This window comes from Acidovorax sp. Root275, assembly GCF_001428965.1.
Taxonomy (GTDB): domain Bacteria; phylum Pseudomonadota; class Gammaproteobacteria; order Burkholderiales; family Burkholderiaceae_C; genus Acidovorax; species Acidovorax radicis.
On record NZ_LMJH01000001.1, the window covers coordinates 1501382 to 1513442 of the forward strand.

The 12061-nt window shown below is 65.6% G+C and carries 10 protein-coding genes; 2 read left to right on the plus strand and 8 right to left on the minus strand.

Annotated features, from left to right (window positions below):
* Nucleotides 1–80: 80 nt before the first annotated feature.
* From ASE52_RS06735 to ASE52_RS06760, 6 genes are all read right to left on the minus strand, one after another.
* On the minus strand, nucleotides 81–1280 hold the full coding sequence (locus ASE52_RS06735) for a GGDEF domain-containing protein (protein ID WP_057224700.1): 1200 nt from the start codon (nucleotides 1278–1280) through the stop codon (nucleotides 81–83).
* Between the two features lie 232 nt (nucleotides 1281–1512).
* Nucleotides 1513–2805, minus strand: a complete 1293-nt coding sequence (locus ASE52_RS06740) for a hypothetical protein (protein WP_057224702.1) — start codon at nucleotides 2803–2805, stop codon at nucleotides 1513–1515.
* Nucleotides 2806–2974: 169 nt separating this feature from the next.
* Entirely contained in the window at nucleotides 2975–3733 is a 759-nt protein-coding gene (locus ASE52_RS06745; RefSeq protein ID WP_010458701.1) for a hypothetical protein, read from the minus strand.
* 166 nt (nucleotides 3734–3899) lie between these two features.
* Nucleotides 3900–4484, minus strand: a complete 585-nt coding sequence (locus tag ASE52_RS06750; protein ID WP_010458700.1) for a hypothetical protein — start codon at nucleotides 4482–4484, stop codon at nucleotides 3900–3902.
* A complete protein-coding gene (locus tag ASE52_RS06755) occupies nucleotides 4481–4771 on the minus strand; it encodes a DnaJ domain-containing protein (protein ID WP_057224704.1) in 291 nt (96 codons plus the stop codon). Before ASE52_RS06755 ends, ASE52_RS06750 begins: the two co-directional genes overlap by 4 nt.
* 67 nt (nucleotides 4772–4838) lie before the next feature.
* A complete protein-coding gene (locus tag ASE52_RS06760) occupies nucleotides 4839–5552 on the minus strand; it encodes a YebC/PmpR family DNA-binding transcriptional regulator (protein WP_010458696.1) in 714 nt (237 codons plus the stop codon).
* Nucleotides 5553–5790: 238 nt separating this feature from the next.
* On the opposite strand from ASE52_RS06760, the gene ASE52_RS06765 reads away from it, so the two are divergent.
* Nucleotides 5791–7020 carry a spore maturation protein gene (locus ASE52_RS06765; protein WP_057224706.1) on the plus strand — a complete coding sequence of 410 codons (1230 nt, stop codon included), beginning with the start codon at nucleotides 5791–5793 and terminating at the stop codon, nucleotides 7018–7020.
* Between the two features lie 98 nt (nucleotides 7021–7118).
* Here ASE52_RS06765 and ASE52_RS06770 read toward each other — a convergent pair whose 3' ends face one another.
* Nucleotides 7119–7991 carry a ZIP family metal transporter gene (locus ASE52_RS06770; RefSeq protein ID WP_198928086.1) on the minus strand — a complete coding sequence of 291 codons (873 nt, stop codon included), beginning with the start codon at nucleotides 7989–7991 and terminating at the stop codon, nucleotides 7119–7121.
* A 388-nt stretch (nucleotides 7992–8379) separates the two neighbouring features.
* Between ASE52_RS06770 and ASE52_RS06775 the strand changes: the two genes are divergently transcribed.
* Entirely contained in the window at nucleotides 8380–10659 is a 2280-nt protein-coding gene (locus tag ASE52_RS06775; RefSeq protein ID WP_241776933.1) for an EAL domain-containing protein, read from the plus strand.
* A 40-nt stretch (nucleotides 10660–10699) separates the two neighbouring features.
* Here the strand turns inward: ASE52_RS06775 and ASE52_RS06780 are convergent, their stop codons facing one another.
* Nucleotides 10700–12037: a protein kinase gene (locus ASE52_RS06780; RefSeq protein ID WP_057224707.1), complete on the minus strand. Its 1338-nt coding sequence runs from the start codon at nucleotides 12035–12037 to the stop codon at nucleotides 10700–10702.
* Between the last annotated feature and the right edge of the window lie 24 nt (nucleotides 12038–12061).

Genomic DNA, 12061 nt, shown 5'->3' on the forward strand with positions numbered 1-12061 from the left:
GCGGGTGGGCAACGCCAGAAACCACGGCTGGTTGCGCCCGCACGGGGCGCCGCCGCACCGCACCCGGTGCATGGGGCGGTTCAGGCAGCGGTCGCCACCGGGGCTGCCGGGGCACCGCCAGGCTGTTCCGACACCTCCACCCGATTGCGGCCACGTTCCTTGGCCAGGTACATGGCCTCGTCGGCCCTCTTCAGCGCAGCACCGGCCGAGTCGGCATGGGCGCACAGCGTGACGCCCACGCTCACGGTCAGGGGGATGGGCCGCTGGCCAGTGACCGCAGGCTGGGTTTCGACCAGCGCGCGCAGGCGTTCGGCCACTGCCAGTGCGCCGCCAGCGCTCGCATTGGGCAGGAAGATGGCGAATTCCTCGCCCCCCAGGCGCCCCATCCCATCTTCCTTGCGCAGGCAGCGGTGGGCCAGCATCACAAAATGGCGCAGCACATCGTCACCCGCCCCGTGGCCCCAGGTGTCGTTGATGTTCTTGAAGTGGTCGAGGTCTATCACCAGCACGGGCACATCCGTCTTGGTGCGCTGGGCAGCACTGATGGCCTTGTCCAGCAGCGTGAGAAACGCACGGCGGTTGAACACGTTGGTCAGCGGGTCCACCTCGGCCAGGTGCCGCAGCTCGCTGGTGATGAACTCGTTGGCCAGGATCAGCGCGCCAAAGCCCAGCAGCACCACCGCCACAATGGACTCCAGCACCACAAACTGCGATACCCGCGACGCGAGCGAGGCATCCGGCAGGCCCCCGGGCGCCACCGTGCCCAGCTTGAACAAGACGGGCCGCAGCAACAAGAACAGCCCGTGCAGGCCCACGACCATTGCAAACAGGTAGCGCGCCGGCACGCGGCGCGCACCGCCGTCGGCCAGGGTGTGAGCCGTGAGCAAGAAGCAGATGCCCGCGCCCAGGCCCGCAAACACAAACCGCATGCCCAGGTGGGGCTGTACCACGGTGAAATACACCGACGAGGCCACTACCACCCCGATGCCCACAACGGCATAGATGTGCGAAAACGGCCGACGCCCCATGTACATGCGGCTCGCCATCAGGCACAGGTAGGCGGCCAGCGACACCGCGCTCTGCGAGATCACCACCGCCACCACCTGGGGAACCCAGTCCCGCACCAGCAGGCTGACGCTGAACACCGACCCCAGCAGGAATGACAGCACCCACAGGCGCAAGCCGGGGATGTTCTTGTTGAACGACCACACGGCATACAGCACCGTGGTGACCAGCGCGGTCAGAAGCGCTGCGAGGAGGATGAGTGTGGGGCTGTGCACTGGAAGGACGGGCTGACGGGCGGCTGGAATGTTAACCGGGCCGCCGCAAGGCACTGTCCTGCCCGGCGAGGCTGCTTGACCTGTGTAAAGCTGCCGCTTGGCGCAAATGCCGCAAATGGAGCAGACCGGTGCAGCAATCCAGCGGCATCGACGGCAGACAAGGGCCAGAAACCCGCCCCCGGCAACGGGCGCGCAACGCTGCAATCACCATGCGCCGCGCCCCCAGTGGCGGCTACCCCACCACATTGCACTCCCGGCGCAGCAGCGCCAGGGCATCGTGCATCTGGTAGTCCATGTCGCTGAGCAAGGTCTTTTCCGCGTCCTGCACAAAGCTATTCCACAGCGCGGTGTAGTCCTGCTGATGCACGCCGGGCGCGTGGGTGTGGATGAATTCGGTGGCCAGTGCGGGCTGCAGGCCGGACTTGCGCGCCTTGCGCACCAGGCTGGCGGCGGTCTTTTCGGTCAGAAGGGTTTTCTTGGGCACGCCCGCAGCCAGGCACAGGAACAGCGTGAGCAGCGAATGCTCGTCGTCATTGCCCTGCACCGTTTTCGTCCAGGTCTTGCTGGCGGGCAGCGGGGGTTCTCCACCCTCTTCCAGCGCATCCAGACTGCGGTGGAAGTTGTCCACCTCGGCCAAGGGGTCGTCCAGCAAAAAGTAGCGCGCGCGGAAGGCGCCGGTGGGGCGCAGCAGAGTGCGCACGGATGTGGCCGCGTCGAGCAGCTTGGGCAGGTCGGCCAGCACACCGGCGCAATGCGCCTGCACCACCTCGCGCAATTCGGCAGGCAAGCCGGGGGGCAGGCGCAGTTGTGCGGGGGGCGCCAGCTTCTTCTTGCGCTGTGCCAGCAGCACTTTTTCAAATGTGGCGGCGTTGGGCCATTCGCCGAGGTCCATGGCCTTGGGCGCCAGGGCCACCATGAGCAAGCCGGCGCGGATGACGGCTTCTGCGTCGGCGCCCGCAGCCTCCAGCTCGTCGGGGTCCAGATCAAACTGCTCGGCCAGCCACTGTGCCGCATGGATGGCCTGGGCCATTTGCGTGCGGCGTGCCAGCTCGGCCCGGTAGTCGGCATGGCTGCGCAGCGACCACACGGCCAACAGCGGGGTTTCGGCATCGGCATAGCCGGCCATGCCAAAGTTGCTGCTCTCGGGCATGGCAATGAGGCGCTTGAGCATGTCCGAGCCGCCCTTGGAGCGCGACAGCAGCGAATGGTCGCGCAGCGAGATGGCGGCATCGTGCAGGTCGCCCCCGGTCGTGTCCAGCAGGTACAGGCTGATGAGGTTGACCATGCGGTCGCGCGCCTTCTCCAGCTCGGGGCGCAGAAACTCGCTGCCAAAGTAGCGCGCAATCTGCACCATGCCCTTGGGCGCGTCGGTGTTGATGGCCGCCAGTTTCTCGGCACCCAGCACGCCATGCTGAACACCATACGCCAGCGCCTTTTCAAAGAACGGGCGGGCGTCGTGGAGCTGAAGCGCGTTGGCGGCTGCAATCTCGTCAGTCGTTGAAGAAGGCGTGTTGGGCACAGTCATATCAGTATCTATCGCGCTTCGCAGTGCTCGTGGGCCATGAAACTGGCACGCTCCAGGCCAGAACCGCCGCGCAAGGGCCACCCCGCCGCGCTGGCGGTGTCCCCCTTCCCGAATTGCGCAGCAATTGGAGAGAAGGCGGAAGGCGCGAAGCGCCACAGGGAGTTGTCATCTAAATCGCGGATTCTTCGTCAGAGGTGCGGGCTGCCGGCGTGGCCTTGCCGCGATCGGTTTCACTGGTCTCGAACTTGCCATCGTCTTCCTCGGCGGGCTCATCACCCTCTTCCAGGCCCAGGTCAAAGGCGCGGGCCTTGGCGCGCAGCACCAGCAGCGTTTCGATGAACAGGTCGCGGCACTCGTAGCGCAGCAGCCAGGCCATTTGCATCCAGTCACGGTCGGCGACCTCGTCCAGGTCGATGCGGGGCTGCACATAGCCAGAGGCCAGCAATTCGTCGTCGGTCAGCGTGACGCCGTAGTCTTCGACTGCGTCAAATGTGCCGGTGCGGGCAAAGGCTTCGATGCGGCTCCACTTTTCGGCAAAGTAGTTGGCCAGGGCCTCGGCGCCGCCTTCCAGGTTGCCGATGGCAGTGAGGAACTCCACCGGGTCGGCGTCGTCGCGAAAGATGACGGCGTTGACCATGTTGCGCAGGTGGGTGTGCGTGAGGTCCTTGTATTGCTTCTCCAGCACCATGGCCCGGGCAAATTGTTCCGGCGTGACCAGCAGGTTGACCACCGAAGCCTTGGAGTCGTCGTACTCGCGCATCACGGCCAGGATGTCCTTGGGCGCCAGCTGGTCCAGCACCACCATGAGCGCACCATCCCCATCGGTATCGGCCAGTTCGGCCAGCGCCGATTCAGCGCCAACGATGTCGCCCGCCGCGATGAGGCTGGTGGTTTTGGTGATGAGGGCGAGATGGGTGTTGTTGCTCATGCGAAATTCCTTTTCATTGGTCCGTTGCGCCAAGCGCGCCGCGCTGGCCTATGGAACTGGCGCGCCCCAAGCCAGCGGTCGCCGCGCAAAGGCCGCCCCGCCGCGCTGGCGGCGTCCCCCTGGGGGGAAGGCGCGAAGCGACACAGGGGGGCATCATCCCCTGGGGCTAGTCCTTCCGGTCAAAGCCCACGTCCGACAGCCAGTTGGAACTGGCCTCTTCGCGGCTGCGGCTGTTCTTCGGATCAGCGGCGTCATCGGCGCTCAGCGCGTCGTAGTCGTCATCATGCTCTGCGGCGTCTTCACCGTCCTCCGCATCGCCGTCACCATCGCCATCGGCATGCGAGGCCGCCTGGGGCGCCAGACGGGCGTGCTGCTGCAGGTATTCCAGCCCGGCAGCCACGGCCATGAAGCGGGCGCCCTGCGGTTCGCGCAGCACGGTCTGCGCCAGGCTGGTGGCCCAGGGCTCCAGCGTGATGGCATGCGTGAGGCTGTGCCAGTCGGGCAATTCGTCCACCGGCAAACCCAGCAGGTGTTCCACCGCGGCAGGTTTGGAGAACCGAAAGCCGCGATGAAAGACCACCGCCACCATCTCGGGCGCCGGCTCCATCATCTGCACCAGAAAGGCAATCTCGTTGCGCTTTTCGGCCAAACGCTTGCGCAAGACGTCCTTGCCTTCGGAGTCGGACAGCAGGTCATCCAGCTCGGCCTGGTAGGCGGAGCGCAGGTCATAAAAGTAAGGGGAAAGTTTCACTGAGTGGGCGTCAAAATGCGCGTGGAATAGGCTTGCCAGATCTCTTGGGCGGTCTGCAGCGGGTCGTCCAGCAGGTTGCGGCGGCGGTTGTCGTCGTAGGCCTGCCGGGCGGTGTCGTCCGACAAAACCTCGTAGGCCTTCTGCACGGCCTGGAAGCGCTGCGCGGCGTCGGGGGCGTCGTTGCGGTCCGGGTGATAGAACGACGCCTTCTGCCGGAAGGCCTTCTTGATGTCGGCCAGCGATGCGTTGGCCGCCAGCCCAAGGGCGGCGTAGTGGTCTGCGGTCATGGAAGATTGGATGGAGCGGGGACGGGGCGGAACCGGCACTGCGCGCAGAACCAGAAAATCACCGCCATCAGCCGCCCAGGCTCACAAAAACGTTCTGCACGTCGTCGTTGGAATCGATGGCAGCCAGGAAGTTCTCCACCTCTTCGAGCTGTTCGGCCGTCAGGTTGGCGGGGTTCACGGGGTTCTTGGGCTTGTAGCCCAGCTTGACCGACAGCACATTGAAACCATGGGCGGGCAGCGCACGGCTCACCAGGTCAAGGTCGGTGGGGTCGGTCCAGAAGGTGGTGGTGCCTTCTTCGTCGCCCGCTTCAAAGTCTTGTGCACCTGCCTCGATGGCGGCCAGCTCGGGGTCTGCGCCGGGCGTGGCGGGTTCGGCCTCGATCATGCCGACGTGGTTGAAGTCCCAGGCCACCGAGCCGGATGTGCCCAGTTGCCCCTTGCGGAACAGCACGCGCATTTCGGGTGCCGTGCGGTTGACGTTGTCGGTCAGGCATTCGACCATCACGGCGACCTGGTGGGGCGCAAAGCCTTCGTAGATCACACGTTCGTAGTTGACGGCGTCAGCGCCCGTGCCGGAGCCCTTCTTGATGGCGCGCTCCAGCGTGTCCTTGGGCATCGAGGCCTTGCGGGCCTGCTCCACCACCAGGCGCAGGCGGGAGTTGCCGGCCGGGTCAGCGCCGCCGCGTGCGGCCACGGTGATTTCCTTGACCAGCTTGCCAAACAGCTTGCCCTTGGCATCCGCCACCTGTGCCTTGCCTTTTGCTTTCCACTGCGCGCCCATGGTGATGTCTTTCTTGGAGTTGTGGCGCGCCAGGGCGCCTGTCGATAGGTATATGGGGAGGCCCATCCAGGCACCGAAAGCCCCGAAAAAGGCCTTTGCACAGGTTTGAACCGAACCCTATAGGGTACCACTGACCGAGCCGTTGCCCTGCCGCCACGTTCAAGCCAGCGCCAGACCTGGGGGCGGGTAACCTCGCCACCATGCATGCACTCCGCTCCTCCATCCTTCAGGATCACTGATGCTCAACACCTTGTGGCTGGGCTTTTTCCTGACCGCTGCCGTAGCAGCCCTGGCGCAATGGCTGGTGGGCGGCAATGCGCAGATCTTTGCCGCCATGGTCGAGGCGCTGTTTGCCATGGCCAAGCTGTCGGTCGAGGTGATGGTGCTGTTGTTTGGCACGCTCACGCTCTGGCTGGGTTTCTTGCGCATTGCCGAGAAGGCGGGCATCGTGGACGCACTGGCGCGCTGGCTGGCGCCGCTGTTTCGGCGGCTGATGCCCGGGGTTCCCAGCGGCCACCCGGCCCTGGGCCTCATGACGCTGAACTTTGCGGCCAACGCCCTGGGACTGGACAACGCAGCCACCCCCATGGGCTTGAAGGCGATGAAAGCCCTGCAGGAGCTGAACCCAGAGCCCGACACCGCCACCAACGCGCAGATCCTGTTCCTGGTGCTCAACGCCTCCTCGCTCACGCTGCTGCCGGTGACGATCTTCATGTACCGCATGCAGCAGGGCGCGCCCGACCCTACCCTGGTGTTCCTGCCGATCCTGCTGGCCACATCGGCTTCCACGCTGGTGGGGCTGCTCAGCGTGGCGGCGGTGCAGCGCCTGCCTTTGTGGAGCCCCGTGGTGCTGGCCTATCTGCTGCCTGTGGCCCTGGTGCTGGGCGGCTTCATGGCGCTGCTGACCACCTTGAGCGCCACCGCACTGGCCCAGTTGTCGTCCTTGCTGGGCAACCTCACGCTGTTTGCGCTGATCGTGCTGTTTGTGGCCATCGGCGCGTGGCGCAAGGTGGCCGTGTACGAAGCGTTCATCGAAGGCGCGCGCGAAGGCTTCGATGTGGCCAAGGGCCTGCTGCCTTACCTGGTGGCCATGCTGTGTGCAGTGGGAGTGTTTCGCGCATCGGGGGCGCTGGGTTATGTGTTGGACGGCATCCGCTGGTGCGTGCAGATGCTGGGCGCGGACACCCGGTTCGTCGATGCGTTGCCCACCGCGCTGGTCAAACCGTTTTCCGGCAGCGCCGCGCGCGCCATGCTCATCGAGACCATGCAGACCCAGGGGGTGGACAGCTTCGCCGCGCTGGCAGCGGCCACCATCCAGGGCAGCACCGAAACCACCTTCTACGTGCTGGCGGTGTACTTCGGCGCGGTGGGCATCCAGCGCACACGGCACACCGTCAGTTGCGCCCTGCTGGCCGAACTGGCCGGTGTGGTGGCGGCCATTGCAGTGTGTTACCAGTTCTTCGGATAGAACGCAGAGAGAATATTATTGAAAAAGGCACTATCGCCTGTCCAGTAACAATTCATAGCTATTATTAATATAGCAATTGTATTTCCAGCCCGCAGGGATCATCCCAGCGCCGTATCCAGCAGCATCATGATCACAAAGCCCAGCATGAGGCCGCCTGTGGCCCAGGCCTCATGTCCTTTGCGGTGGGATTCGGGAATGATCTCGTGGCTGATCACGAACAACATGGCGCCCGCCGCAAAACCCAGTCCCCAGGGCAACAGGCTCGCGCTGTAGCCAACCACGGCCGCACCCAGCACCGCGCCCACGGGCTCGACCAGGCCCGACGCCATGCCCAGCCCCACGGCCAAGGCCCGCCGGTAACCCGCCGCCAGCAGAGCCACCGCCACCACCAGGCCTTCCGGCACATCCTGAATGGCAATGCCCGTGGCGAGGGCACTGGCGCGCAAGTTGTCGCCGCCCGCATAAGCCACACCAATGGCGAGCCCTTCCGGCAGGTTGTGCAGGCCGATCGCAAACACAAAAAGCCATGTCCGCCGCAAGGTGCGCGCGGTGTGTCCACCTTCCACGCCTTTGATGAAATGCTCGTGCGGCAGCCAACGCTCCATCAGCAGCAGCACCAGCGCCCCGAGCAAAATGGAGGCGCCCACGGCGCCACCCGCAGCCCAGGGCCCCGCTCCGGCAGCCCGCGCGGCGGCGATGCCTGGAATGATCAGGGAGAACGCACACGCGGCCAGCATGACGCCCGCACCAAAGCCAAACAGCGCATCCTGCGTGCGCTCAGGCAGCCGCTGCGACAGCAGCACCGGCAGCGTACCGAGGGCCGTGGCCAGCGCAGCCGCTATGCCACCCAGCAGTGCGGCAAAAACCAGGGGTTGTCCCGCTATCCACTGCCACACTTGCGCGGTGGCAACCACCAGCCCCGCAAGCACGATGGCCAGCCCCACCCACTGCCGACCCTGAAGATGGGGAATCCCTTGGCGCCGGGATACCAGCGCCCGCGACCCAGGCACGTCGTCGGTAGAGCTGGAGGGAGGGAAAGGGTGCATGACGGGCTCCGGTAGAGCCTTTTGCGGTGAACGAAGGTAGCGTACTCAGGCAATCAAATGATAACAATTCTCATTTAAAACCACCACCCCGCTTTTGCCTGTGTCGCCCAGCCCACAGTCCGTCACCCCGGCGAAACCACTGGCCCCTTCCTGAGGCAACACAGCGCCCATTGGTGGTTTCCACCATGCGGGTTGCAGGTCTGGTACCTATGCTCGGCAACATCGGCATACCGGCGGCTTCACGATGGTGCCCCGGTCCTGCCTCCCCTTGTGGCTCCCACAAGTTCCCGGAAAGCGCCCTTCGCCCCATCCCATGACATTGCCCCCCGATCCGATGGCGCCACACGACCCGCAAGAGCGCAGGCACTCAGACGCCCTGCTCCAGCTGTGCAAACGCCTGGAACGCGCCTGGACCCTGTCCGATGTGCTCGACGCCGTGAAACCCATGGGGGAAAGCGTTTTTGACTACCGCCATGTCTGGCTGGCACTGATCGATGACGCTTCGGGGATGCTGGACTTCCTGACCCACACCAGCGGCGGCGAGGAGAGCGCCCTGAGCCGCCAGTTGCAGACCATGAAGATCCCCGTGAAGGGAGATGCGCTGCTCGAGGAAATCATGCAGGCCACGCACGTCGTGGTGGTGGAAGACGCCCGCACCGACCCACGCACCAACAAGGCTGTGGTAGCCGTGCTGCACAACCGCACCATCGTCAATGTGCCGCTGATCATGGCCAACCAGCGCCTGGGCGCACTGGGCATGGGCACCTATGGCGACGAGGAAGGCGTGCGCCCCCCCAAGCCCTGGCAGATTGCGCTGATGCAGGCCACCGCCGGGCATCTGGCCGTGGCGCTGGACCGGGTGCGCTTCATGACCGCACAGCGCGAAGCCGAGGAGGCTCTGCTGCAGGAGAAGGAACGCCTGCAGGTCACCCTGCACTCGATCAGCGACGCCGTGGTCACCACCGACGCTGCAGGGCTGGTTCAGTACCTCAACCCCGCCGCCCAGGCGCTGACGGGGTGGTCGCTGGCCGCAGCCTGCGGGCGCAGGCACCAGGAGGTCCTGGGCTTGGCCATCGAAGCCGGCGCTGACACTGCGCCCGACCTGGTGGGCCGCGCGCTCGCACAAGGTAGCACCCAGTTGCATGGCAAGCTGCGGTCCACGCCCCAGGCGGGTGCGCCCCTGCTGATGGACCTGTCGGCCTCGCCGCTGCTGCGCCCGGGCGGGCATGCCGATGGCGTGGTGCTGGTGTTTCGCGATGTGACCGAAGCCAGCCGGCTGAGCCGCGAAATGGAGTTCCAGGCCATGCACGACACGCTCACGAGCCTGGGCAACCGCCGTGCATTCGAACACCTGCTGGCCCAGGCCTTCGCCGCCACGCGCGACGCCACGGCCCACCACTGCGTGTGCTACCTCGATCTCGACAACTTCAAGGTGATCAACGACACCTGCGGCCATGCCGCAGGCGACGAGCTGCTGCGGCAGGTGGCGCGCCTGTTCCTGGCCCACCTGCAGCCCCAGGACCTGCTGTGCCGATTGGGGGGCGACGAGTTCGGCATCCTGCTGTGGCAACAGGATCTGCAGCAGGCCCTGCAGTTGGCCGAGCGCATGCAGCAGGGCCTGGCCGCTTTCCGTTTTGGTTGGCGCGACCATGTGTTCAGCGTGAGTGTCAGCATTGGGGCGGTGATGCTCGACGCCGCCACCGAAAGCGTGGGCGCCTTGCTGCAGGCGGCAGACAGCGCGTGCTACGTGGCCAAGGATGGGGGCCGCAACCGCATCCATGTCTATGCCGAGAACGACCCTGCCCTGGCGCAGCGCTATGGCGTCATGGAATGGGTCAGCCGCATAGAGCATGCGCTGCAGCACGACCGGTTTGAGCTGTTTGGCCAGCCCATCACCCGCCTGGGCCCGGCACATGGCAGCCAGCCCCATGGCCTGCATTGCGAGATCCTGCTGCGCATGCGCACCGCCGACGGCCAACTGGTCTCGCCGGGCGAATTCATGCCCGCCGTGGAACGCTACCACCTGGCGGCCCGGGTGGACCGATGGGTCATCAAGAACGCCCTGGCCTGGATGGCGGAGCACCAGGATCGCGTGGAGCTGTGCTGCATCAACCTGTCAGGCCAGTCTGTGGGCGATGCCGCTTTTTTGAGCCAGGTGCTGCAGGCCATGGACCAGACCTCGGTACGCTGCGACCGCCTGTGTTTCGAGATCACCGAAACGGCCGCCATGGGCGACCTGGCGGCGGCCAACCGCTTCTTCCACGCACTGCGCGCCCGGGGCTGCCAGTTCGCCCTGGACGACTTTGGCAGCGGACTGTCGTCGTACGCCTACCTGCGCGAGCTGGCGGTGGACATGCTCAAGATCGACGGGCAGTTCGTGAAGCACATGGCAGATGACCCCGTGAGCTTTGCCATGGTGAAGTCCATCCACGAAATCGGTTGCCTGATGGGCAAAAAGACCGTCGCGGAGTTTGCCGAAAGCCAGGCCATCGTGAACCTGCTGACAGGACTGGGCGTGCACTTTGCCCAGGGATACGCCCTGGGCCGCCCCGCCCCGATCGACGAATTGCTGCTGGAAACCGTGGCGCACTGAGAACCTTGCCGCGCCGCACGGCCTGCGCAAACCCGGTGTTTCAACCCCGCGGTGCCGAGGGCGATGCAGGGGCAGCCACCAGCTCCCACTCTGCCAGCTGTTCGTTGGTCGCAATCAGCCGCCCCACCAGCAGCTTGATGAAGGCCTTGTCAAAACACGACTGCAGGTCTTCAGACGCCCCGCGCAGCGCCGGGTTGCGGACCTTGAGCACCAGCACCTCCGTCTCGGCCACGGCGGTGGCGGTGCGAAGCCTGTTGTCGGGACGCAGGTAGGTCATTTCACCCAGGGTGACGCCCACGCCCAGCGTGCTGAGGTTCCAGCCCTGGCGGCTCACGGCCACCTGGCCCTCGATCAGGATGCAGAACGAATCGCCCGGCGTGTTTTCGCGCATCAGCACCGTGCCCGCCCCAAGCCTGCGCCAGTTGCCCAGGCGCATCAGCTCCCACAGGGCCACGTCGTGAAAGTCGGCAAAAAACGGCAGCGCACGCAAGCGCGCAAAACGCTCGGCCTCGGTGTCCTGTGACCGCTGGCGCGGCAGGCCCTGGTGTGCAGTCAGCAGCGCCTGCGCAAAATCGTCCCAGGTCTCAAAACGGTCTGAGGGCTGCTTGGCCAGGGCGCGCAACAGCACGGCGTCCACATGGGCTGGCAGCGATGCACGCAGCAGGCTCGGCGGCGTGGGTGCCTCGTTGCTGATCTTGTAGAGCGTGGCAAAGTCGGTGTCACCGTCGAACGGGCGGCGGCCCGTGAGCAGCTCGTACACCACCACGGCCAGAGAAAACATGTCGCTGTGGTGGGTGAGGTCCTGTTCACGCACCTGTTCGGGCGACATGTACGACGGCGAGCCCACCAGGCCCGACAGCTGCGTGGCATCGCTGCGCAGCGACAGCGCCGCACCAAAGTCCGTCAGCTTGACGTCACCATCCTGCGCCAGCATGAGGTTGGCGGGCTTGATGTCGCGGTGCACCAGGCCTTCGCGGCAGGCGTACTCCAGCGCATTGCAGCACTTGAAGGCAATGTCCAGCACCTGCGGCACGGGCAGCAATGTATCGGGCGTGGCATAGGCCGACAGGGGCTGTCCGTCCACGTACTCCAGCACGAGGTAGGGTGGCAGCGCCTCCTCGTCCGCATCGAGCAGGCGCACGATGTTGGGGTGGCGCAGGCGGCCCGAAAGCGCGGCCTCGTTGCGCAGCAGCTTGCGGTAGCGCTCAGCCTGCTCGGGTACTTTCAGCAGGTGGGCATGCGTCTGCTTGATGGCCACCTTGCGGCCCCGAAAGCCGTCGAGCCCCAGGAACACGATGCCGCTGGCACCCCGGCCCAGTTCGCGCTCGATACGGTACTTGCCAATGCTGGCGGGGGGTGCCGAGGTTGCTGTGGCCATGTGTGGGGCTCCTGGGAAGGTCTT

What these genes read in the sequence shown, in the direction of transcription:
- ASE52_RS06740 (WP_057224702.1), bottom strand. Translation starts at nt 2,805, where the DNA reads ATGACTGTGCCCAACACGCCTTCTTCAACGACTGACGAGATTGCAGCC.
- ASE52_RS06745 (WP_010458701.1), bottom strand. Translation starts at nt 3,733, where the DNA reads ATGAGCAACAACACCCATCTCGCCCTCATCACCAAAACCACCAGCCTC.
- ASE52_RS06760 (WP_010458696.1), bottom strand. Translation starts at nt 5,552, where the DNA reads ATGGGCGCGCAGTGGAAAGCAAAAGGCAAGGCACAGGTGGCGGATGCC.
- ASE52_RS06765 (WP_057224706.1), top strand. Translation starts at nt 5,791, where the DNA reads ATGCTCAACACCTTGTGGCTGGGCTTTTTCCTGACCGCTGCCGTAGCA.
- ASE52_RS06780 (WP_057224707.1), bottom strand. Translation starts at nt 12,037, where the DNA reads ATGGCCACAGCAACCTCGGCACCCCCCGCCAGCATTGGCAAGTACCGT.
- ASE52_RS06755 (WP_057224704.1), bottom strand. Translation starts at nt 4,771, where the DNA reads ATGACCGCAGACCACTACGCCGCCCTTGGGCTGGCGGCCAACGCATCG.
- ASE52_RS06775 (WP_241776933.1), top strand. Translation starts at nt 8,380, where the DNA reads ATGACATTGCCCCCCGATCCGATGGCGCCACACGACCCGCAAGAGCGC.